This is a genomic window from Halorubrum sp. ARQ200, assembly GCF_005435115.1.
Taxonomy (GTDB): Archaea; Halobacteriota; Halobacteria; order Halobacteriales; family Haloferacaceae; genus Halorubrum; species Halorubrum tropicale.
The window spans coordinates 1-20,485 of the sequence record NZ_SGTZ01000011.1 but is presented as its reverse complement, the minus strand read 5'-3'; the positions used below and the strand labels follow the sequence as shown (position 1 = coordinate 20,485).

Annotated in this window: 22 protein-coding genes and 2 pseudogenes; 12 read left to right on the top strand and 12 right to left on the bottom strand. The window is 64.8% G+C overall.

What is annotated here, in order from left to right:
- Positions 1 to 8 precede the first annotated feature (8 nt).
- From EXE50_RS12505 to EXE50_RS12495, 3 genes are all read left to right on the top strand, one after another.
- Entirely contained in the window at positions 9 to 329 is a 321-nt protein-coding gene (locus EXE50_RS12505; RefSeq protein ID WP_199241434.1) for a hypothetical protein, read from the top strand.
- A 62-nt stretch (positions 330 to 391) separates the two neighbouring features.
- Positions 392 to 877, top strand: coding sequence for a hypothetical protein (locus tag EXE50_RS12500; protein ID WP_137705222.1), 486 nt, complete (start codon positions 392 to 394; stop codon positions 875 to 877).
- Positions 878 to 961: 84 nt separating this feature from the next.
- A complete protein-coding gene (locus tag EXE50_RS12495; protein ID WP_137705221.1) occupies positions 962 to 1,492 on the top strand; it encodes an Lrp/AsnC family transcriptional regulator in 531 nt (176 codons plus the stop codon).
- 21 nt (positions 1,493 to 1,513) lie between these two features.
- Here EXE50_RS12495 and EXE50_RS12490 read toward each other — a convergent pair whose 3' ends face one another.
- Positions 1,514 to 2,734, bottom strand: a complete 1,221-nt coding sequence (locus EXE50_RS12490) for an acyl-CoA dehydrogenase family protein (protein ID WP_137705220.1) — start codon at positions 2,732 to 2,734, stop codon at positions 1,514 to 1,516.
- A gap of 199 nt (positions 2,735 to 2,933) precedes the next feature.
- On the opposite strand from EXE50_RS12490, the gene EXE50_RS12485 reads away from it, so the two are divergent.
- Complete coding sequence (locus tag EXE50_RS12485) at positions 2,934 to 4,001, top strand: phosphotransferase family protein (RefSeq protein WP_137705219.1); 1,068 nt, start codon at positions 2,934 to 2,936, stop codon at positions 3,999 to 4,001.
- Positions 4,002 to 4,017: 16 nt separating this feature from the next.
- Here the strand turns inward: EXE50_RS12485 and EXE50_RS12480 are convergent, their stop codons facing one another.
- The 7 genes from EXE50_RS12480 to EXE50_RS12450 are packed head-to-tail and all read right to left on the bottom strand — an operon-like array spanning position 4,018 to position 11,370.
- Positions 4,018 to 4,842 carry an SDR family NAD(P)-dependent oxidoreductase gene (locus tag EXE50_RS12480; RefSeq protein WP_137705218.1) on the bottom strand — a complete coding sequence of 275 codons (825 nt, stop codon included), beginning with the start codon at positions 4,840 to 4,842 and terminating at the stop codon, positions 4,018 to 4,020.
- Complete coding sequence (locus EXE50_RS12475; RefSeq protein WP_137705217.1) at positions 4,839 to 6,488, bottom strand: long-chain fatty acid--CoA ligase; 1,650 nt, start codon at positions 6,486 to 6,488, stop codon at positions 4,839 to 4,841. Before EXE50_RS12475 ends, EXE50_RS12480 begins: the two co-directional genes overlap by 4 nt.
- Entirely contained in the window at positions 6,481 to 7,194 is a 714-nt protein-coding gene (locus EXE50_RS12470) for an ABC transporter ATP-binding protein (RefSeq protein ID WP_137705216.1), read from the bottom strand. The genes EXE50_RS12475 and EXE50_RS12470 overlap by 8 nt, the downstream gene beginning before the upstream one ends.
- On the bottom strand, positions 7,191 to 7,964 hold the full coding sequence (locus tag EXE50_RS12465) for an ABC transporter ATP-binding protein (protein WP_137705215.1): 774 nt from the start codon (positions 7,962 to 7,964) through the stop codon (positions 7,191 to 7,193). Before EXE50_RS12465 ends, EXE50_RS12470 begins: the two co-directional genes overlap by 4 nt.
- Positions 7,961 to 9,139 (bottom strand): branched-chain amino acid ABC transporter permease, encoded by a 1,179-nt coding sequence (locus tag EXE50_RS12460; protein WP_137705214.1) that lies wholly within the window; start codon positions 9,137 to 9,139, stop codon positions 7,961 to 7,963. The genes EXE50_RS12465 and EXE50_RS12460 overlap by 4 nt, the downstream gene beginning before the upstream one ends.
- Entirely contained in the window at positions 9,136 to 10,029 is an 894-nt protein-coding gene (locus EXE50_RS12455; RefSeq protein ID WP_137705213.1) for a branched-chain amino acid ABC transporter permease, read from the bottom strand. The genes EXE50_RS12460 and EXE50_RS12455 overlap by 4 nt, the downstream gene beginning before the upstream one ends.
- A gap of 15 nt (positions 10,030 to 10,044) precedes the next feature.
- Positions 10,045 to 11,370 (bottom strand): ABC transporter substrate-binding protein, encoded by a 1,326-nt coding sequence (locus EXE50_RS12450; RefSeq protein ID WP_137705212.1) that lies wholly within the window; start codon positions 11,368 to 11,370, stop codon positions 10,045 to 10,047.
- Positions 11,371 to 11,571: 201 nt separating this feature from the next.
- Between EXE50_RS12450 and EXE50_RS12445 the strand changes: the two genes are divergently transcribed.
- From EXE50_RS12445 to EXE50_RS12420, 5 genes are all read left to right on the top strand, one after another.
- The gene (locus EXE50_RS12445) at positions 11,572 to 12,933 is read left to right on the top strand and encodes an NAD-dependent succinate-semialdehyde dehydrogenase (protein ID WP_137705211.1); all 1,362 of its coding nucleotides are present in this window, start codon (positions 11,572 to 11,574) and stop codon (positions 12,931 to 12,933) included.
- Between the two features lie 66 nt (positions 12,934 to 12,999).
- Positions 13,000 to 13,248, top strand: a complete 249-nt coding sequence (locus EXE50_RS17575; protein WP_241982677.1) for a hypothetical protein — start codon at positions 13,000 to 13,002, stop codon at positions 13,246 to 13,248.
- A 190-nt stretch (positions 13,249 to 13,438) separates the two neighbouring features.
- On the top strand, positions 13,439 to 13,840 hold the full coding sequence (locus tag EXE50_RS12435; protein ID WP_137705210.1) for a hypothetical protein: 402 nt from the start codon (positions 13,439 to 13,441) through the stop codon (positions 13,838 to 13,840).
- 178 nt (positions 13,841 to 14,018) lie between these two features.
- A complete protein-coding gene (locus tag EXE50_RS12425; RefSeq protein ID WP_137705208.1) occupies positions 14,019 to 14,291 on the top strand; it encodes an antitoxin VapB family protein in 273 nt (90 codons plus the stop codon).
- A 56-nt stretch (positions 14,292 to 14,347) separates the two neighbouring features.
- Positions 14,348 to 14,749 (top strand): type II toxin-antitoxin system VapC family toxin, encoded by a 402-nt coding sequence (locus EXE50_RS12420; protein WP_137705207.1) that lies wholly within the window; start codon positions 14,348 to 14,350, stop codon positions 14,747 to 14,749.
- 50 nt (positions 14,750 to 14,799) lie between these two features.
- Here the strand turns inward: EXE50_RS12420 and EXE50_RS12415 are convergent, their stop codons facing one another.
- A complete protein-coding gene (locus EXE50_RS12415; RefSeq protein WP_137705206.1) occupies positions 14,800 to 16,113 on the bottom strand; it encodes a hydroxyacid-oxoacid transhydrogenase in 1,314 nt (437 codons plus the stop codon).
- On the bottom strand, positions 16,110 to 16,916 hold the full coding sequence (locus EXE50_RS12410; protein ID WP_137705205.1) for an N-acyl homoserine lactonase family protein: 807 nt from the start codon (positions 16,914 to 16,916) through the stop codon (positions 16,110 to 16,112). The genes EXE50_RS12415 and EXE50_RS12410 overlap by 4 nt, the downstream gene beginning before the upstream one ends.
- A gap of 135 nt (positions 16,917 to 17,051) precedes the next feature.
- Between EXE50_RS12410 and EXE50_RS12405 the strand changes: the two are divergent.
- The 3 genes and pseudogenes from EXE50_RS12405 to EXE50_RS12395 all read left to right on the top strand — a co-directional run bounded on the left by EXE50_RS12405 (position 17,052) and on the right by EXE50_RS12395 (position 19,743).
- Positions 17,052 to 17,644 (top strand): annotated as a pseudogene (locus EXE50_RS12405) (IS6 family transposase).
- A 476-nt stretch (positions 17,645 to 18,120) separates the two neighbouring features.
- The gene (gene xseA, locus EXE50_RS12400; protein WP_137705204.1) at positions 18,121 to 19,491 is read left to right on the top strand and encodes an exodeoxyribonuclease VII large subunit; all 1,371 of its coding nucleotides are present in this window, start codon (positions 18,121 to 18,123) and stop codon (positions 19,489 to 19,491) included.
- Between the two features lie 42 nt (positions 19,492 to 19,533).
- Positions 19,534 to 19,743 (top strand): exodeoxyribonuclease VII small subunit, encoded by a 210-nt coding sequence (locus tag EXE50_RS12395; RefSeq protein WP_077152451.1) that lies wholly within the window; start codon positions 19,534 to 19,536, stop codon positions 19,741 to 19,743.
- Between the two features lie 60 nt (positions 19,744 to 19,803).
- Here EXE50_RS12395 and EXE50_RS12390 read toward each other — a convergent pair whose 3' ends face one another.
- Positions 19,804 to 20,232 (bottom strand): TRAM domain-containing protein, encoded by a 429-nt coding sequence (locus tag EXE50_RS12390; protein WP_137705203.1) that lies wholly within the window; start codon positions 20,230 to 20,232, stop codon positions 19,804 to 19,806.
- Between the two features lie 131 nt (positions 20,233 to 20,363).
- Positions 20,364 to 20,485 (bottom strand): annotated as a pseudogene (locus tag EXE50_RS12385) (IS1595 family transposase); the annotation flags it as partial.

Genomic DNA, 20,485 nt, shown 5'->3' with positions numbered 1-20,485 from the left:
TCTCTGTTGTGACGTTCAACGCAGAGATTGCTGAGCAGTTCCCGCCGATTCGGCTGCTCCTACTTGGTGATCCACTATTCGACGCGCCCGTCCGCGAAGCTGCCCCAGCAGAAGTCGATAATGTGGAGTTCGTCTGTGGTCAGCGCGGAGAGAGTGGATTGTCTGTTACCCGAAGTAGTCAGGTCGCCGAAGCCAAACAAGCGACTGGTGTAGAACCGGCTGTAACGGGTGAGAGTGTGAAAAATCTCCTCGGTGGGGCGAATTTGATCTCAGATGTCGACGATGCTGAGCAAACCGTCCTGAGCTGGTTATCTCAATCTCAGTTATAGACATTTGTATTAATTGGACAATCTGAACTCTCAATTAGCACGTACGAGACCTAATAAAGAAGATGGACGAAACGACCGCTCACAAGCCCCTATCGGAGATCGACGAGCCAACGGAGCCGACGCTCCGAGAGCTACAGCAGACGGCCATCGGTAGCGTCGAGACGGTTCTCTCTGATACAGACTTTCCTCCCCGAGAGGAGGTCAACCGGCGACTTTCATACACGTTCTACTATGACTGGGAGACTGACCATCCGGACATCGTCTTCCTCGTTCAGGATCCCGGAAACCGCCACGAGCGACACCTGTCGGAACTGCGTCCGCAGAACCCACTCGCCGGCGAATGTTCGGCTCGCGATCAGATCGGCGTCTACCGCGAGTTTGCCAAAAGCTGGCTGACTGGGCGAAACGCCGACTTCTCGGAGCGTTTTTTCGAGACGCTCGCTCGTCACGATCTTATCTCGCTCCCGAACGGCTGGCACCAGTACGTCGACTTCGGACAGTTCTATCGAGATTTCTACCTCGACGATGTGCGTTACGTGCGTCCGTGACTCGCGGCGCGGGCCCGCTTCCGGACCGACGGAGGCCGCGGCCCAAATACTGATTACCGTGACGCGTCCACTTACACGGAGGGAATGCCCGAGAAACAGCCGCGTCCCAACTGGAACCTCTCCGAGCGGGACACGATCATCCTCCAGGAACTCGCGCGCGACCCGCAGCTCACCTCCCGGAAGCTCCGGGACCTCCTCGAAGCGGAGCACGACATCGACGTCTCTCACGTGACGGTCAGCGAGTCGATCCGGCGGATGCGCGAGGACGGCGTGTTCCGCGAGGCGCTCGTCCCCAACGAGGAGCAGCTCTTCTTCTCGCTGTTCGAGTTCCAGTTCAACCCCGAGGGGTTTGATGACAACTGGCGGGACGCGCTCGAACACATCCAGTCGAGCCGCCACACGTTCATGTACTTTCTCTCCGACGGCGACTACCAGTGGAAGACCATCATGATGTTCAAAGACCGCGAACAGGAGTCGAAGTGGATCCACAACTTCTACAAGGAGTACGGCGAGCTTATCGCCAACCTCCGTAACTCCGTCGTGACGAACGTCCTCAAGTTCGGGACCGACCCCGAGCTGTTCGAGGTGTTTCAGGAGGACGATGACGGAGCGTGACCGCCGACCGCGACCGTCGGCTCAGTCGAACTCGCCAAAGCGCGTGACGGTTTCTAACTCCTCCGTCGGCGGGTCCTCGAAGGCGTCCCTAGCGATCGACCGCCGGTGGACCTCGTCGGCGCCGTCGACGATCCGGAACTGCCGGACGTTCTCGTGGAAGCGCGCGATCGGCAGGTCGTAGGCGATCCCGTTCCCGCCGCAGAACTGGAGGGCGTCGTCGATCGCCTCCTGCGTCACGTTCGCCGCGAACGTTTTTGCCATCGCCACCTCGATGCGCGCCTCGTGGCCGTCGGCGATCCGGCCGGCGGCGTGTCTGACCATCGTGCGGGCGGCGTGGAGCTCGGTCCGGCGGTCGGCGATCCGGAACCGCGGCCCCTGCTTCTCCGAGAGCGGTTCGCCGAACCCCTCCCGCTCGGAGAGGTAGGCGGTCGCGATGTCGAGCGCGCGGTCGGCCATCCCGGCGTACCGCATACAGTGGGTGAGCCGGGCGGGGCCGAGCCGCCGCTGTACCAGGGTGAACCCCTCGTTCTCCTCGCCGAGCGTGTTCTCGACCGGGACCCGGACGTTATCGAACCGTATCTCGGCGTGCGTCGTCCCCACCAGCCCCTCGCCGAGGTGCGGGATGTTCCGGACGATCTCGACACCGTCGGCGTCGGCGGGCACGAGGATGACCGAACAGCCCGCGTACGGGTGCGCCTCTTGGTCCGTCCGCGCGAACGTCAGGAGGACGTCGGCGTCGAGTCCGCCCGTCGTCCACCACTTGTGCCCGTCGATGACCCACTCGTCACCGTCCTTCTCGGCGGTTGTCGCCAGCATCTTTGGGTCAGACCCCCCGCCCTCCATCGGCTCGGTCATCGCGAACCCGGAGTCGATCTCGCCGGCCGCGAGCGGGCGGAGCCAGCGCTTCTTCTGGTCGTCCGTGGCCGCGATCTCGAGGGTGTGCATGTTCCCCTCGTCCGGCGCCGCACACCGGAGCGCGGTCGGGCCGAGCAGGCTCCGCCCCGCCTCCTCGAACACGGGCAGCATCTCGCGGAAGCCGAGCCCGAGCCCGCCGTAGGCCTCGTCGACCTGCGGCGCGTAGATCCCCCTGTCGCGTGCGACGTCGCGCAGCGCCTCGATCTCCGCCGGCGGGACTGGTCCCCGGCCGAGCCACTCGCGCTCGACCGGGAGCACCGTCTCGTCGACGAACTCCCTGACGGCGTCGGCGACTTCAGGTCCGCGTCCGATGTCGTCGTACTCCATACCGACTTTTGTTTAGCAATGTAAATAGAGCTTCCGGATATTCTCCCCAAAAGTCTATACTGGGCGAAGTTAACACCCCAACACAGATAAATAGATTTACAATGTTAGTTGAATCTGCCAATTCCAACAAACGTCGTTCGGGTGAGAGACGGTCGGGATCGGTCGCCGCCGGTCCGCGTCGGGCGGGGGGAGGTCGGACGTGACCGACCCCGAATACCTCGACAGGCTGGTCGACGCCGACGCGCTCGGAGCGTACCTCGCAGACGAGTTCGGGCCGGCGGACTCGTTCGACTTAGAGCGACACGCGGAGGGACACTCGAACGAGACGCTGTTCGTCACGTGGGGCGACCGCGAGCTGGTGATCCGGCGACCGCCGCCCGGCGAGACGGCGGACACGGCCCACGACGTGCTCCGCGAGCACCGCGTTGTCGACGCGCTCGGTGACACCGCGGTTCCGGTTCCCACGACGCTGCGCGCCTGCGACAACCCCGCGGTCCTCGGGAGCGACTTCTACGTCATGGAGCGGACAGACGGCGACGTGTTGCGCGACGCCGAGCCGGAGCGGTTCGCCAACCTGGTCGCCCGCGAGCGGATCGGGGCCGAAATCGTCGACACACTGGCGGCGGTCCACGCCGTCGACTACGAGACGGTCGGCCTCGGCGAGTTCGGTCGCCCGGAGGGGTACACCGCCCGGCAGGTCGAGCGATGGACGGACCAGCTCGACTGGGCCTTCGAGACGACGGCGGCCGTCAGGGAGGTGCCCGACCTGGTCGCTGTTGGCGAGTGGCTCGCCGACAACGCCCCCGACGACCACTCGGAGACGCTCGTTCACGGCGACTTCAAGCTCGACAACGTGATGTACGGACCTGGGACGCCGCCCGAGGTCGTCGCCGTCTTCGACTGGGAGCTGTCGACGCTCGGCGACCCCCTCGCCGACCTCGGCTGGCTCCTGTTGTTCTGGCACGACGAGGGCGACCCGGACCCGGCGATGCCCGACCTGATGTCGACGTTCACCGCCCGCGAGGGGTACCCGACCCGCGAAGCGCTGATTGCTCGCTACGAGGCGGCGACGGGGCGCGAGTTCGTCCACGAGCGGTTCTACCGCGCGCTCGCGGCGTACAAGATGGCGGGGCTCGGCGAGATGTTCCTCGCGCGGCACCTGAACGACGACAGCGACGACCCGCTGTACCCGAAGATGGAGACGCAGGTCCCCGAGCTCGCGGCGCGGACGCTCGCCTACGTCGAGGGCGAGACCGAGCGGATTTGACCCCGCCGCCGACGGCTCACCGCGCCGTCCAGCCGCCGTCTGCGGCGAGCGTCTCGCCGGTGACGAAGCTCGCCGCGTCGCTCGCGAGGAAGACGACCGGGCCGGCGATCTCCGTCGGCTCGGCGAAGCGGTCGAGCGGCGTTCGGTCCAGGATCGACTCCCGGAGCCGGTCGTTCTCCTGAAGGGTTTCGGTCAGGTCGGTCGCGACGTAGCCGGGTGCGACGGCGTTCACCCGCACGTCCGGCGCCCAGTCCATCGCCGCGCTCTTCGTCAGCCCGACGAGGCCGTGCTTCGACGCGACGTACGGATGCTGTCTCGGGAGACCGACCTCCCCCGCCACGCTGGCGACGTTGACGACGCTCCCCTCCGCCTCGCGCAGGTGCGGACCGGCGGCCCGGAGGGTTCGAAACGCCCCTCGCAGGTTCACGTCGAGGACGCCGTCGACCGCGTCCGCCTCGACCTCCGTTGGGTCGCCGAGCGCGTTCCCCGGGTTGAACCCGGCGTTGTTGACGAGAACGTCGAGCGAGCCGAACGCCTCGACGGTCTCCTCGACCAGCGCCGCCACGTCGTCGTCGTCGGTCACGTCGGCGGTGATCCCGCGCGCGTCGACGCCCAGATCGCGGGCCTCGTCGGCGACGCCCTCGACCTCCGCGGCCGTCCGCGCCGAGGGGACGACCGTCGCCCCCGCGGCGGCCATCCCGAGGGTTATCGCGCGGCCGATCCCGCGTCCCCCGCCGGTGACGACGGCCACTTCCCCCGAGAGGTCTGGGAGGGCGTCGGCGGGCGTCGGGGCGGGGTCGTCTGCCCCGCCTCCGCCCACCGGCGTCGCGTCGTCGGTCATTCGCCACCCCCGTCGCCCGGCGCGTACGGCAGCGCCGGGTCCTCGACGGTCTCTCGGAGCGTCTTCTTGTCGAACTTCCCGGTGGCGGTCTTCGGGATCTCCTCGCGGAACCTCACGTCGTCCGGGAGCCACCAGCGCGGGAACTCCGCTTCGAGGAACGCCCGGACGGCGTCCACGTCGAGCTCGCGGTCCGCCTTCGGCACGACGAACGCCAGCGGTCGCTCCTGCCAGCGCTCGTGCGGCGCCGCGATCACGACGGCCTCCGCGACGTCGTCGTGCGCCATCAGGGCGTTCTCCAGCTCGATGCTGGAGATCCACTCGCCGCCCGACTTGATCACGTCCTTGGCGCGGTCGACGACCTCAATGTAGCCGTCCTCGTCGACGGTGGCGATGTCGCCGGTGCGGAGCCAGCGCGCGCCGCCGTCCTCGGCCGCGACGAAGTCCGTCTCGTTGGCATCCGGGCGGTTGTAGTACTCGCCGACGACCGTCGGCCCCCGGACGAGCAGCTCGCCGAACGCCTCGCCGTCCCACGCGACCGGCTCGCCGTCGTCCCCGACGACCCGCATCTCCAGCCCGGGCGAGAGCAGCCCCTGCTTTGCCCGCTTGTCGAGGGCCGCCTCGTGGTTGCCGTCCGCGGTTCCGGCGCTCGGCCGCGACACCGAGCCGATGCTCATCGTCTCGGTCATCCCCCAGGCGTGTTCGATCGTCACGTTGTGTTCGTCCTCGTACCGCCGCATCACCTCTCGCGGCGCGGCGCTGCCACCGACGACGATGCGCTCCAGCGAGGAGAGGTCGCCGCCGTGTTCGTCCAAGTGGTCGAGCACGTCGATCCAGACGGTCGGGACGCCCGCGGTGAGCGTCACGCCCTCGGCCTCGATCAGCTCGACGAGGTCCGCGGGGTCCGGGGAGGGTCCCGGATACACCTGCTTCGCGCCCGCCATCGTCACGGCATACGGGAACTCCCACGAGTTCACGTGGAACATGGGGACGACCGGCATCACCACGTCCTCCTCGGCGATGTCGAGCGCGGCGGGCGTCATCACCATCATCGCGTGGGCGTACAGCATCTTGTGCGTGTACTCGACGCCCTTCGGCCGCCCGGTCGTCCCAGAGGTGTAACACATCCCGGCCGGGTCGTCCTCGGAGAGCGGCGGCCACGACGCCGTCGGGTCCGCGTCCGCGATCAGTTCCTCGAACGCCCACAGCGGCAGGTCCGCCTCCGTCTCCGGGACCGCGTCGTCCATGACGACGACCTCGCGGACGCCCTCGATCCGGTCCCACAGGCGGTCGAGGACCGCCACGGCCTCGCGGTCGACGACCAGCACGTCGTCCGCGGCGTCGTTGACGATGTACTCGACGTTGTCGTCCTGTAACAGGAGGTTCACCGTGTGGAGCTGCGCGCCGGAGAGCGGGACCGCGTAGTACGCCTCTAGGTGTCGGTGCGTGTTCCACCCGAGCGTCCCGACGCGGTCGCCGGGCTCGACGCCGAGGTCATCGAGGGCGGTCGCGAGCCGACGGACGCGGTCGCCGAAGTCGGCGTACGTGTACCGGCTGGTCCCGTCGTGGGTGCGGGAGACGACCTCCGTCTCCGGGAAGAGCCGCGTCGCCCGCCAGAAGAACGGGCGGAGCGTGAGGTCCTCAGGCATCGGCGGTCCCAACGGAAAGGTACGTCTCGAGGAGGTCCTCGCGCTCCCGGATCTCCTCGACGGTGCCGTCGAAGACGATCTCGCCGGTGTCCATGATGTATCCTCGCTCGGCGAGCCCGAACGCGAAGTCGACGTTCTGTTCGGTCAACAGGACCGTGACGTTCTGGTCGACCACCGTCTGGACGATCTCTTCGAGGTCGTCGACGATCACCGGCGCGAGCCCCTCGGTCGGCTCGTCGAGCAACAGCAGGTTGGGCGCCTGGACTAGGGCCCGAGCGACCGATACCATCTGCTGTTCGCCGCCGCTGAGGTTCCGTCCGTTGCTGTCCCGGAGGTCGTCGAGCGCCGGGAACAGCTCGTACATCTCCTCGACCGGCCGCGGGTCGCTCGCGAGGTTGTGCGCCAGGCGGAGGTTTTCCTGAACGGTCAGGGTAGGGAACACCCGCCGGTCTTCGGGCACGAGCGAGATCCCGAGCCCGTTGATCTCGTCGGACGACAGCCCCGCGATCTCCTCGCCGCGGTACGTGATCGACCCGGACCGCGGCGGCGAGGCGCCGATGATAGAGCGCATCGTCGTCGTCTTCCCCGCACCGTTTCGCCCGAGCAGCGTCACCACTTCCCCCTCATCGATCTCCAGCGAGACGCCGTGGAGGACGTGGCTGTTGCCGTAGTACGTGTTTATGTCGTCGACGGTGAGTATTGTCATACGCTGTCACTCCCTAGGTACGCTTCCGTCACTCGCTCGTCCGCCAACACGTCCTCCGGCGTCCCGTCGGCGAGGATCGACCCCTCGGCGAGCACGACGATCCGGTCGGAGATGTCGGTGACGACGTCCATGTTGTGCTCCGTCACGACGAACGTGGCGTCAAGGTCCGCGTCGAGCTCCCGGATCAGAGAGACGATCTCGGACACCTCCGTCGGGTTCATCCCCGCGGTGGGCTCGTCCATGAGGAACACGTTCGGCTCGATGGCGAGGGCCAAGGCGATCTCGACGGTCCGCTTCTCGCCGTGGCTCAGCGTGTCGCAGGCTGCGTCCGCGATGTCGGTCAACCCGGTGAGCTCCAGCAGCTCCTCGACGTCGGCCTCGACCGACTCGTCGCCGGTCGCCCGCGAGCGGAAGTCGAGCCGGGACCCGTCGTGGCTGATCCGGGCGACCCGCACGTTCTCGCGGACGGTGAGCCCCTCGAAGATATTCGTGATCTGGTACGACCGGGAGAGCCCCGCCTGCGCCACCTCGTGCGGCTCTGCGCTGGTGATGTCGGTCAGGTCGTCCCCGTCGCCGCTCCGCAGCCAGATCGACCCGGCCGTCGGCTGAAGCACCCCCGTCAGCAGGTTGTAGAAGGTGGTCTTCCCGGCCCCGTTGGGGCCGATGATGCTGGTGATCGCGTCGTCGTCAATCCCGATTGAAACGTCGTCGACGGCGGTCAGTTCCCCGAACTGTCTGCGAAGATCTTCGGTCTTGAGTACGGTCGTCACGAGGCGTCACCTCCGTCCGTTTGCGCGTTGTCATCGCCCGATTCGGCCGCTCCGTCCGACGCGGTCGGGTTCGCGTTGGCATTGAGGGCGCCGCTGCCCCCTCGGTCCGACCCGCCGGCACCGCCGTCACCGACCAGCCGATCGCGGAGCAGGTGGAGGCCGCCGACGGCCCCCTGCTTGAAGAACAGCACGACGGCGATGAGCAGCGCGCCGAAGAACAGCTCCCAGTACGCTTCGAGCGTCGGGAACCGGCTGATCGCCCACCGGATGTACAGGAAGACGAACGCGCCGACTATCGGCCCGGAGAAGTAGGTTGCGCCGCCGATCACGGTTGCGATGACCGCGATCGCGCTCGTCGACCAGTGCGTGAGCCCTGGGGACGCGACGCTCGCGAGTCCCGCGCGCAACACGCCGGCGACGCCAACGATCATCGCCGAGAGGATGAACGTCATCCAGCGGTGGTGTCTGACGTCGATCCCGAGCGCGGCCGCGCGGTCGGGGCTCTCGCGGATCGCCTTACAGACGGTTCCGAACGGGGAGTTGACGACGCGCCAGACGCCGTACGTCGCCGTCACCACGGTGACGGCCGAGATGACGTAGTAGACCCGCCGGCCGCCGACCGGGACGCTCGCACCGCCGAGGTCAACGGTCCCGAGCAGAACGATGATCCCGTCGGTCCCGTTCGTTAGCCCGGCGGGGTCTTGGATGATCAGCGAGTAGCCCAACATCCCGAACGCGAGGGTGATCAGCGCGAAGTAGATCTCTTCGAGCCGAACGCTGAGCCACCCGACGGGGAGGGCCACGACGACGACGAGCGCGAGGCCGACGACGCCGCCGCCGACGAACGTAACGAGCGGCGAGATCCCGGCGCCGACGACGTCGGCGATCACCGGGCCGAGGTCCCGCAACACGATCGCGATCCCGTACGCGCCCCCCGCGTAGAACAGGCCGTGACCGAACGAGAGCAGGCCCGTGTAGCCGTACAGCAGGTTGAACCCGAGCGCGAACAGCGCGACGACGAGGAAGTCGGTGAACAGGTACACCTGGAACGGCGGCCCGAAGGCGATCGTGACGAGCGCGACAGCGCCGAGGAGGCCGAACCGCTCGCGGGTCCACCCCTCGGCGACGGCCGAGCCGAACCGGCTGACCCGGCCGCCGGTGTCGGTCGCGCTCATTCACCGATCCCCCCGAACAGCCCCTCTGGACGGATCAGGAGCACAATCACCATCGCCAGGAACGGGATCGCGATGCTGCCCGCGCTGACGAACTGCGGGCCGAGGCTCTGCATCATGCCGATGAGCATCGCGCCGACGAACGCGCCGCCCATGGACCCGAGCCCGCCGATGACCACGACGATGAACGCGTCGATGATCACCTGGTCGCCGAGCGCCGGGCTGGTCGCCTGGAGCGGCGCCGACAGTGCGCCGCCGAGCCCGGCCAACACGCTGCCGAGGAAGAAGACCCCGGTGTAGAGCCGCGGCACGTCGACGCCGAGCATGGCCGCCATCTCCCGGTCGGAGGATGTCCCTCTGACCAGCGATCCGAAGTATGTGCGCGTGATGAACAGCCAGAGCCCGATCAGCACGGCGACGGCCAGGCCGATGACGACCAGCCGGTAGGCGTTGAACGTGCTCCCGCCGAGCGACACGGAGAAGTTGAACGCGTCCGGGGGATCGATCGAGTACGACCCCGACCCCCAGACGAACCGGACCGTCTCGTGGATCACGAGCACGAAGCCGAACGTGACGATAAGCTGGTCGAGGTCCGAGTCGACCCGCTCGTACAGCCGGCGGATCGCCGAGAGCTCGATCGCGGCGCCGACGACGCCGACCGCGAGGGCGCCCGCGAGCGCGGCGAGCCAAAAGTTGTCGACGACGTTCGAGACGACCGCGAGGGTGACGTACGCCCCGAGCATATAGAACCCGCCGTGCGCGAAGTTGAGCACGCCGAGCACGCCGAAGATGAGGCTCAGCCCGACGGCGATCAGGAAGAGGCGACTGCCGAGGCTCAGCCCGATGACAACGTCGGAGATACCGATCAGCGGAACGAGGGATGTGAGACTCATGGGATCGCGACGGGCTTAGATACCCGTCGGGAGGTCGGAGTCGCCGAGCGCTTCCGACAGCACGTCGGGACCGGCCTCGTACCGGTTCACGGGATCGAGCACGTTGCTCTCCCACTCGTCGTCGTACGTGACGGTGCCCCAGATGGACCCGACGGTCGCCTGGTTCGTCTCGCTGAACCGGTAGTCGCCGACCGGGCCCGAGTGCTCCATGCCGGAGAACTCGTCGACGAGCGCGCCGGCCTCCGTGCTCCCTGCGGACTCGATCGCTTCCTTGTATAGGTGGAGCGCGCGGTACGCCCCTTCGGCGTTGTACGTTGGGAGCGACTCGTACTCCTCGTAGTACGCCTCGCGGAACGAGTTGTTCGCCTCGGTGTCGGGGACGAACGGGTCGTACCGGGTGGAGGCGTACTCCCCTTCCGGGAGCGGACTCCCGTCGCTCGGGTAGTCCGTCCCCATCCCGACACTGAACAGCGTGTGGTCGATTTGGTCGAACCAGCCCGCGTCCTCGGCCTGTCCGATGAACGTCGTGAGGTCCGCCCCCCACAGCGGGGTGAGAACCGCGTCCGGGTCGGCGTCGAGGATGGAACTGATAAAGGGCGTGTAGTCGCTCGTCGCCAGCGCCGGGAACTGCTCGGCCGTGAACTCGGCTTCGACGCCGAGCCCGTTACAGTACGCCTGAAAGTAGTCCCACGTCTCGTACCCGAACGCGTAGTCCGGCCCGATGGTGGCCCACTCGGTCGCGTCGAGCTCCTCGGCGACCCGCGCGGCCCCGTAGATGTCCTGTGCGAGGCTGTTGGAGTCGCGGAACACGTACTCGTTGCCGACGGAGTCCTCGTGTTCGCCCTGCGGCGAGGTGACGAACGGGGTCGCCGCGTGCGTGATCATGAACGGTATCTGGAGCTGCGATATCTGCGGCGCGACGGCCTGCGCGACGCCGCTGGAATCGAGCCCGAACAGCCCGTCGACGTTGTCCTCCTGGACGAGGCTGCGGATCTGCTGGATCGCCGTGTCGCCGCTCGCCTCGGTGTCGCGGACGAGCACTTCGACTTCCTGCCCGTCGATCCCGCCGTTGTCGTTGATCTCCGCCTGCGCGAAATCGATCCCGCGCTCGGCCTCCTCGCCGTACAGCGACGCGAACCCGGAGAGGATGTACGCGGCGCCGAGCGTCACGGGGCCGCCGTCGCCGCCCCCGCCCGAACAGCCGGCGAGCGCGACCGCCGTCCCCGCGCCGGCGGCCTGTAGGAAACGCCGCCGGCCGATTGGCGATCGGCTCGCCGAACCCGCCCCCCGGTCGTTGTTTCGGTTATGCTTGTTTTCGGCATTTCCATTTCTGGTTTCCATTGTTAACAATCATCCGTGAGTATCGCTCACTACATAAATGTGTAGGTCCGTGACACACGTGGGGCTATATTTCTCGTATTACGCCCCTATTACCCGCCTTTATCAGGATCTGAGGCACACACGGCGTGCGCGAAACCCAGTTGGTCGTGAGTTCCTCGGCGTGACCAATGTTAATATGCCTGTGTGTCGTGCCCATTCGACATGGATGTCGTGAATCCGGCAACCGGGGCGCGCGTCGAGACGTACGACGAACACGACGAAGCCGATGTCGCCGAGGCGTTGGACCGCTCGGCGGGGGCGTTCGAGGAGTGGCGGACCCGGTCGATCCGAGACCGAGAGCGCCTCCTCGCGAACGCGGCCGACGTGCTCAGGGAGAACAAGCGGGAGTACGCGGAGACGATGACGCGGGAGATGGGGAAACCGATCTCGCAGGCGGTCGGCGAGGTCGAAAAGTGCGCGTGGGTCTGCGACCACTACGCCGAACACGCGAGCGCGTACCTCGAAGCGGACCACCACCCGAGCCCGCCGGGCTCTACGGTCAGAACCGAGCACGAGCCCCTCGGCCCGGTTCTCGCGGTGATGCCGTGGAACTTCCCGTTCTGGCAGGTGTTCCGCTTCGCAGCGCCGTACCTCACGGCCGGGAACGTCGGGATCCTCAAGCACGCGTCGAACGTGCCCGGTTGCGCGCTCGCGATCGAGGAGGTGTTCCGGGAGGCCGGGTACCCCGAAGATGTCTTCCAGACGCTTCTGATCCCGTCGGACCTCGTCGACGACCTCCTGACGGACGACCGGGTTCGGGCCGCGACGCTGACCGGGAGCGGTCCGGCCGGCCGCGCGGTCGCGGCGAGCGCCGGCGATCAACTCAAGAAGACCGTCCTCGAACTCGGCGGGAGCGACCCGTTCGTCGTCCTCGACGACGCCGACGTCTCGGCCGCGGCCGAGACGGGCGCGTGGGCGCGGAACCTGAACGGGGGGCAGTCGTGCATCGCCGCGAAGCGGTTCGTCGTCCACGCGGACGTGTACGACGAGTTCCTCGACGCGCTGGTCGACGAGATCGACGGGCTGGTCGTAGGGGACCCGACCGACGAGGCGACCGATGTCGGGCCGCAGGCGCGGGCGGACCTCATGGCGGACCTCCACGAGCAGGTCGCCGCGAGCGTCGACGCCGGCGCGACGCTCGTGGCCGGCGGCGAACCGCTCGACCGAGAGGGGGTGTTCTATCCGCCGACCGTCCTGACCGACGTTCCCGAGGGGTGTCCCGTTGACACCGAAGAGACATTCGGACCAGTGGCCACGGTGTACGAGGTCACCGACGAGGAGGCGGCGATCGCCAGGGCGAACGACACGGAGTTCGGCCTCGGAGCAAGTGTCTGGACCGAGGATCGCGACCGCGGGGAGCGCGTGGCGAGCCGCGTCGACGCTGGCTGCGTGTACGTGAACCAGCTGGTGAAATCGGACCCGCGTGTCCCCTTCGGCGGCGTCAAGGACTCGGGCTACGGTCGGGAGCTCTCCGAGGCCGGGATCACGGAGTTCGTCAACCGCAAGACCGTCTGGGTCGAGTAGACCGCCGAGCGCGCCTCGTATCAACACTTACTCAAGCAAGAACTCCGGGCGTTGGATCCGGATCTTGTGATCACCTTCGGCGGAAACGCGTGGCCGGCACTCCGACGCTCGACCACGCCGGAGCCCGTCATGGAGACGGATGCCGACCCAGAGAGTATCATGGCCATCCACGGGATACTCCACCGCATCTCCGAACCGGTCAATACCCACGTACTCCCGCTAGCTCACATGAGTGGACAGGTCCGGTGGCGGTTCCCACCTGACGAGTACATCTCACGACTTAGCGAGGCGCTTGAAGTTCTCGAACGTCAGTAGCGAAAGCGACGGAGCGTGACACGCATCGTCTCGATATGAGATAGCGACTCAACTGCTTGTGGGCAGTCACCTGTTTGGGCGGACTACATGTCGATAGGGGCTGTAAGACCAAAATATGGTACTGTATCTGATTATCATGAACGTCAAATCTCAGTACCAGATTTAAATTCTTAGCAAATAGTGACTTGATATGGCTGAAGTTCAAGCAATCTTTCTTGCTATCTGTTTCCCGGTTCTTGCGATAGGACTCCACGAACTGACCCACCTAGCAGTCGCTCGGATTGCCTGCCCGCTTTCGATTGAACAGACCTCATGGGTCCCGTTCCGACTTCGCCTTGATTTTGAGAGACTGCCGGCAAAAGCCACACTCCGGATGATTGCACTTGCCCCTCTATTTGTCGGCGGCGTGGCTGCTGTCATCGCTATTCAAACCGGTATTTGGCAACAGATTAAAATCGCTGATCCGTACTATCTTCATCATCTTATGATAGCGTACTGGTTCCTCTATATCATTCCGAACCCTGCAGATATTCGACTAGCCATCTGGCCGTCGGTAGAGGATACACAGCGTGTTCAGATGAATCCACAATGAGTGGACGCTTAATCAACACATCAAGAATAGACGACAATCGTGCTGTCGCGCCAGTCATCGGGGTCGTTATTCTTTTTGGGTTTCTGATCCTTGCTCTCTCACTGTACCAAGTAGAAATTGTTCCACAGCAGAATGCGGAGACAGGCTTTAAACACACAAACACAGACACAAACACGAGATGGCAACGAAAACGATCGGCGTCCGCGAGGAGGTGTACGAGCGGCTTCGCGCTCGGAAGCGCGACGACGAGAGCTTCACCGACCTCATCGATCGGCTGATCGACGAGAGCGAGGGCGACTGGCGCGACGGGTTCGGGTCGCTGTCGGCCAAGGAGGCCGACTCGCTCCGCGAGGCCACGGCCGCGTCGCGGGAGCGCTTCGACGAGTCCGCGACCGAGCGACAGACCGCGGCGATCGATCGGCTCGCGGGCGCGGTCGACGAGGCTCGCTAGGACGACGACGCTGACGATCTCGACGACGTGAACGACGGCAACGTCGGGGGGTCCGCGTGACGCGGTATCTGCTCGACACCACCTTTCTGATCGACTACTTGGGCGGCTCCGACGACGTTCGGCGGTTCCTCGAAGTGCACGAGGAAGAGGAGTTCGCGACGACCGCGATGAACTACAAGGAGGTCGCGGTCGGCCTCCGTCTCGACGACTCGTTCGACCCGGAGCGACTCGCGGCCGCGTTCGACTGGCTCGACGTGGTGTCGATCACGGGCGACCACGCCCCCGCGGCGAGCGCTTTCGAGGCGGACCTGTTCCGGTCCGACGACCACACGCGACGGGCCGCCGACGCGGCCGCGGCGGACCTGCTCATCGCCGGGGTCGCCGACGCGAAGGGGATGACGGTCGTCACCCGGAACGTCGACGACTTCGAGCCGTTCGTCCCGGTCGCCGAGCACTGACCGCCGTACTCGATCACGGCTTGCCGCTCGCCCGCCGTCGGTCGATCCCCTCACTCCCAGTTGTACAGCGCGTCCCGGAACACCGCCTCGACGTCCTCCTTCGTCACGGGGCGCGGGTTACACCGGAGCAGCCGCTGCTGGCTCTCGACGGTGCTCTCGGCGAGTACGCCGATGTCGTCGTCGGTGATTCCGGCCAGCTCGTTGAGCCCGCTCGGGAGCACGTTGAGGTCGCGCTGGAGGCGAACGAACTCCTCGCGGGCCTCGTCGGCGGCCTCGCGGGTGCTCATACCCGAGGTGTCGGCACCGAGCATCTCCGCCACCGTCGCGAACCGCGGCGGGTCGCTGGCGACGTTGTAGCCGAGCGTGCTCGCGGGCGTGAGCGCCGCGATTGTCTCCCCGTGATAGGTGTGATAGTTGTTGCCGACGGGGTACGCCATCGCGTGCGCGAGGCTCGCGCCCGCCGTGAGCCCGGCGATCGCGCCGAACAGCGCGCCCTTCAGCATCGCGCCGCGCGCCTCGACGTCGTCGCCGTTGTTGACGACGCGACGCACGTTCGAGGAGAGCAGGTCGATCGCCTTCTCGCTGAACATCTCTGTGAAGCCGGTGCGGCCGGCGTACACCGGGCGATCGGCGGGATCCTCCGGCCGGAGGAGGTCGTCGTACCGGTGGGTGGTGTACCCCTCGATCGCGTGGCCGAGCGCGTCCATCGCGGTCTTCGCCGTGAGGTCCGGCGGCAGCGTCGTGGTGAGCGTCGGGTCGAGAACCGCGGCGTCGGCGCGGACGTGCGGGCTGGAGATCCCCTCCTTGATGTTCTTCTTGGGCACCGAGAGGATCGCGACGGGAGAGATCTCGGAGCCGGTCCCCGCCGTCGTCGGCAGCAGGATCAGCGGCGGGCCCGACTCGGTGAGGTCCTCGCCCGCGCCGGTCGGCGCGGCCACGTAGTCGAGCACGTCGCCGCCGTTCGCGATGACGGCCCGGGTCGCCTTCGCGGTGTCCATACAGCTTCCCCCACCGAGCCCGAGGTAGAAGTCGTACCCGTCGTCGCCCATCTCTTCGCGGACGAACGCGATGCACTCGCCGACCGCCTCGACGCTCGGCTCGCGCTCGACGCCGTCGTACACGTCCACGTCGAACCCGTCGGCGGCCAGCTCGTCGGCGACGCGGTCGGCGTGGCCAAGCGAGACGAGGTCGGAGTCGGTGACGATCAGCCCACGCTCGTCGCCGTCGAGCCCGAGCTGTCCCAGCTGGTAGCCGAGCTCGTCGGCCGCGCCCGCGCCGACGCGGACCGCCGGCATCTGGACCTCCCAGACCGCCTCGGGCGAGAGCTCGTGCGGCTCGGCGGAGACGGAGCGCTCGTAGCTCACACTCCCCACCCCGGCTGGATCGCCGCGAACTGGTCGGGGTCGTGCCCGAACACGACCTCGGCGTCGTGGCGCCGCTCCAGCTCGCGGATCCGGTTCAGGCTCTCGGCCCACTCCGTCTTCCCCCACACGAGGGGCCCGCCGAGCGGGGTCCCCGCCTCGTAGTTCTCGTCCATGTATACCTGGTCGCCGGTGAACACGAGTGTCCCCTCGTCGTCGAGGTGGAGTACCGAGCCGGTGAGCCCGGGCGTGTGGCCGGGGAAGCGGACGAATTCGAGGTCGGTGAAGTGCTCCTCGCGGTCGCGGTGGAGCACCCGCCAGTTCAGGTCGTGGTCGAAGTCGTCGAGGACGTACGCGCTGCTCCCCTCGTCGGTCTTCGCGCTGTAGTAGGCGAACTTCAGCTCCTCCTCGTGGACGTAGACGGGCGTGTCGGTGCCCGCGAAGAACTCCAGGCCGCCGGCGTGGTCGAGGTGGAGGTGGCTCTGAAACACCGCGTCGATGTCGTCGAGCGAGTAGCCCGCCGCCTCCAGGTCGTCGTCGAGGCGGTGCTCGCTCGCGTCGTGTGGGTAGAACGCCTGGACGAGCCCCTCCGGCCAGTGGCCGTCGGCGGCGTCGTGGTGCGATCCGGTGTCCCAGAGGATCGTCCCCTTGGGGTGGTCGATGACGAGGTTCCACACCGGGATCTCCCCGTACTCGGTGTTGGGATTCGGCTCGTCGTGGCTCCCGATGGTGTTCGCCTCCATCATGTAGTTCATGTCGCAGTTCAGCCCGCCGCGGTCGATGACGTGGACTTCAGCTTCCACCATGTCGTCCAAAATCTATCATACTCGTTCATAAACATGTCCCCGCGACGGGGAGCGGTGTTAAGTTAAGGAAGAGGCGGGACGAGGATTCAGTGCTCTATGCCGAAAACCGCCCGCCTCACCGAGCGTACCGAGTAGATCGACTTGGAGTTTGTGGAGCGAGAGCGGACACCCCGCGAGATCATTGAAAAGGGTATTCGCCACCATCTCGCTGGATTGTCACTCTCGAATACAGTTATTTTTCTTGAGGAATTGGGTGTCCAACGAAGTCGTGTTGCTGTTCACAATTGGGTACAGAAAGCCAATCTACAGCCAGCTGATGGGAAGAACCGGATCACGTTGCGGTCGATCAGAAGGCGATCCGGATCAACGACGAGCAGTACTGGCTGTACGCTTCCGTCGATCCTAAAACGAACAGAATCCTTCATTCGCGGCTGTTTCCGACGTATACGATTCCGATCGCACGAGAATTTCTCACTGCATTAGCTGAGAAACACGATGTCGAAGACGCGCTGTTTCTCGTCGATGACGCAGACGATCTGATCGGTGGGCTTCGCCGCGAAAACTACAGCTACCGCGTCGAACAACACGGCTATAGAAATTCTGTCGAACGTGTCTTTAGAAAAGTAGAACGGCGGATCTCTTCATTTTCAAACTGTTTCAGCCACGTCGATCCGCCGACCGCGGAAACGTGGTTGCAAGCCCACGCCGTCTGGTGGAATTATGCTTAAGTTAACACGACGCACGACGACACGACGCGTTGTGCCGGGGACTTCCGAAGACTCTGTCCCGACCGGTGGCATTTCTACAGTTACGCTGAAATCAGGACTACTTTTTGTGACGACCTCTAATTCGATCTCTTGTTCGTGATCTACGTTGTTCGTCACCATGATGTAAAGCAATTTCACCGGCGAAGTCTCGTCAGTCGGTGAAAGACACCCGCTGAGACCAGTAAATCCAACCACTGATGCGACTTAATTACCGTCTCAAATTGGATGAGTTCGGACAGCAGGTCACCCGGCCGTTCATGGATTGGCGTTGTCATAGTCGGGAATATCGCGCAGGGACTATAGCCACATGGGGTGGCCAACCCGACGTGAGTCCGACTGAAACAGCGGTGCCCCTGAGCCTCCGGCAGGGGGTGGCTGAGTCGACACGACAGAGCAAGCCCATAAACTAAACCACCTGCTGTCATAGGCGTGAGCGAATGGCCGTTGACGATGAGATTGGTAGTGGGCACGCGGAAGCCAATGAAACGGCGTGGTCAGTAGCCCGGCTCAACGACGAGATCGCGGCAACCCTCGAGTCCGCTTCGGATCGATTTCCTACGTATGTCGTCGGCGAAGTATCGGATGCGACAGCGAAGGGGTATGGAACGTTCTTCACGCTACGTGACGTCGACGGCGACGAAACAATCCAGTGTATCATCTGGTCATCGTACCGTGATCGGATTGAGGAGGATATCACAGAGGGCGAGGAGGTGATCGTCCGTGCGAACGTCGATTTCTACACAGACGGCGGCCGGACCCAGCTCAACGTCAAAAACTACTGGCCGGTCGGCGACTCTGAACGGTCTCAGGAATTAGAAGCATTACGTGCTGAAATGGCCGATGAGGGCCTCTTCGCGGACGATCGCAAACAGCCGGTGCCGTCGTTTCCGTCGAATATCGGAATTGTCACCTCACTCACGGGATCGGCACGGGAAGATTTCCGGGAGGCGGCCTGGGGACGCGCACCAGGAGTAACGCTCACATTCTTCGGCGCAACGGTTCAGGGCACCAACGCGGTGCCGTCGCTTGTCGGCGCAATTCGGCAAGCCGACCAAGATCCGGACATCGATAGTATCGTCGTCACCCGTGGTGGCGGCGCAGACGACACGCTGTGGTGTTTCAACGAAGAGCCCGTCGTCCGGGCCATTGCGGACTGTCAGACGCCCACAATCGTCGCGATCGGCCATGAGGACGATGAGACACTGGTCGAACGGGTCGCAGACAAAGCGGCGATTACGCCGACTCAGGCAGGAGTCGTGGCGACGCCTGATATGCGTGCTGTCCGTGACCAGGTAGTCGCACTCGAACGCCGACTAGAAACTGGGTACGAGGCGATTGTCACCGACCGCTTGGACGCTACCGACCGTCGAATCGACAACGCGATCGTCAGTATCGAACGAGCAGCAGACAATCGACGAGCGCAGATTCAGCGCGCCGCTGATCTCGAACAGCGGGTCTACGCCGTCTACGCGACACTCACGTCAGCTCGGCTCGACGAGCTCGATTCACGGATCGAGAACGCCCTCCAAGAGGTGGAACACGCCGCAGAGACGGAGGCTGTGACGGCCAACGCAGCTCGCGGTCGTGTCGCCGGCCTCGAAGCACGGATCGACCAAGCGTACGAGACGCACGTCCAGCGAGAGATTGAGGCCCTCGAACGCAGGATCGAACGGGGGTATCAAGACATCAAGACGAGCACAGACATCCAAGCGGCACAGCAGCAAGCCCAGAAGCTACGGATAGCCGTGTTCATCCTTATCGCCCTCCTGTTGCTTGGTATCGCGTTGTGGGCTGCCGGCGTGCTGTGACAGAAGCCGGATATTCAATACCGCCCCGGCCAACCATCGGATATGAACAAGGATGATGTCGACATCGCAGAGCGGATCGAGCGACTCGAGGAGATCGCAGAAACGCTTGAGGACGGAGCAGTCGATCTGCCGACAGCGAAGGAGCTCCGGGAGGAGGCTGACACACATCTCGAAGAGCTCCGTGAAGCGTTGGACGTCGGGGACGGTGACATCATTGAGATTGATGGCGCCGAGGCCGAGATCGAATCTTAAACAGCATCAAGCAAATCACGTCTGAGCGGTCAATACCAACCAACTTAGTGTCAAGCTGAATTATTGGGTCTGGCGAAGGTTTCGATCAACGACCGTGGCGAACGCAACGTTATCCTGTACTTGCTCGATCTCGACAGTGACCGTTTCACCGAGATCTGTATCCGGAACGATCACTACGTAGCCACGATCCACCTTCGCGATGCCATCCCCCCGATCGCCAATACTCTCGATGTCGACCTCTCGGGTCTCACCCTCAGAAACTGGCGGTCCAGTTGACTCATCAGGTTCCGTCTGCGGTTCTAGGCTCGATGCGGCATCATCTTGTATGGTTGTTGACGACGCTGGCGGTAGTAGCGCTACACGGACAGACTCCTCGACTTCGAGCGATCCTATCTCGATTTCTCGGGCTGGTACCAACAGATAGTACTCTCCGTCCTGTACCTCGACAGTCGCGGAATACACTGTCTGAAGCTCCTCAGATATCTCCATGATGATATATCCTATCTTAGGTTCTTCAACTTGAGATTACGGGTCTCTCCGTACGAGTGGCTGCGTCAAATTTATTGTTTAACCAACACCGGGTCGATATTGTCGAAAATGTTGGTTAACACCGAACGCTCTTATGTAGAGCTGCGGAAAGCCCCCATAACAAGGCAGTCGATGGTGATATCGACAGATGCGCCTGTGAGATTCAGCGATCTGACGATCCCAAATGTATGAGCGGCCTGTTCCAAGCCTTGCT

What these genes read in the sequence shown, in the direction of transcription:
- EXE50_RS12500 (WP_137705222.1), top strand. Translation starts at nt 392, where the DNA reads ATGGACGAAACGACCGCTCACAAGCCCCTATCGGAGATCGACGAGCCA.
- EXE50_RS12495 (WP_137705221.1), top strand. Translation starts at nt 962, where the DNA reads ATGCCCGAGAAACAGCCGCGTCCCAACTGGAACCTCTCCGAGCGGGAC.
- EXE50_RS12490 (WP_137705220.1), bottom strand. Translation starts at nt 2,734, where the DNA reads ATGGAGTACGACGACATCGGACGCGGACCTGAAGTCGCCGACGCCGTC.
- EXE50_RS12480 (WP_137705218.1), bottom strand. Translation starts at nt 4,842, where the DNA reads ATGACCGACGACGCGACGCCGGTGGGCGGAGGCGGGGCAGACGACCCC.
- EXE50_RS12475 (WP_137705217.1), bottom strand. Translation starts at nt 6,488, where the DNA reads ATGCCTGAGGACCTCACGCTCCGCCCGTTCTTCTGGCGGGCGACGCGG.
- EXE50_RS12470 (WP_137705216.1), bottom strand. Translation starts at nt 7,194, where the DNA reads ATGACAATACTCACCGTCGACGACATAAACACGTACTACGGCAACAGC.
- EXE50_RS12460 (WP_137705214.1), bottom strand. Translation starts at nt 9,139, where the DNA reads ATGAGCGCGACCGACACCGGCGGCCGGGTCAGCCGGTTCGGCTCGGCC.
- EXE50_RS12455 (WP_137705213.1), bottom strand. Translation starts at nt 10,029, where the DNA reads ATGAGTCTCACATCCCTCGTTCCGCTGATCGGTATCTCCGACGTTGTC.
- EXE50_RS12450 (WP_137705212.1), bottom strand. Translation starts at nt 11,370, where the DNA reads ATGGAAACCAGAAATGGAAATGCCGAAAACAAGCATAACCGAAACAAC.
- EXE50_RS12445 (WP_137705211.1), top strand. Translation starts at nt 11,572, where the DNA reads ATGGATGTCGTGAATCCGGCAACCGGGGCGCGCGTCGAGACGTACGAC.
- EXE50_RS12435 (WP_137705210.1), top strand. Translation starts at nt 13,439, where the DNA reads ATGGCTGAAGTTCAAGCAATCTTTCTTGCTATCTGTTTCCCGGTTCTT.
- EXE50_RS12425 (WP_137705208.1), top strand. Translation starts at nt 14,019, where the DNA reads ATGGCAACGAAAACGATCGGCGTCCGCGAGGAGGTGTACGAGCGGCTT.
- EXE50_RS12410 (WP_137705205.1), bottom strand. Translation starts at nt 16,916, where the DNA reads ATGGTGGAAGCTGAAGTCCACGTCATCGACCGCGGCGGGCTGAACTGC.
- xseA (WP_137705204.1), top strand. Translation starts at nt 18,121, where the DNA reads ATGGCCGTTGACGATGAGATTGGTAGTGGGCACGCGGAAGCCAATGAA.
- EXE50_RS12395 (WP_077152451.1), top strand. Translation starts at nt 19,534, where the DNA reads ATGAACAAGGATGATGTCGACATCGCAGAGCGGATCGAGCGACTCGAG.
- EXE50_RS12390 (WP_137705203.1), bottom strand. Translation starts at nt 20,232, where the DNA reads ATGGAGATATCTGAGGAGCTTCAGACAGTGTATTCCGCGACTGTCGAG.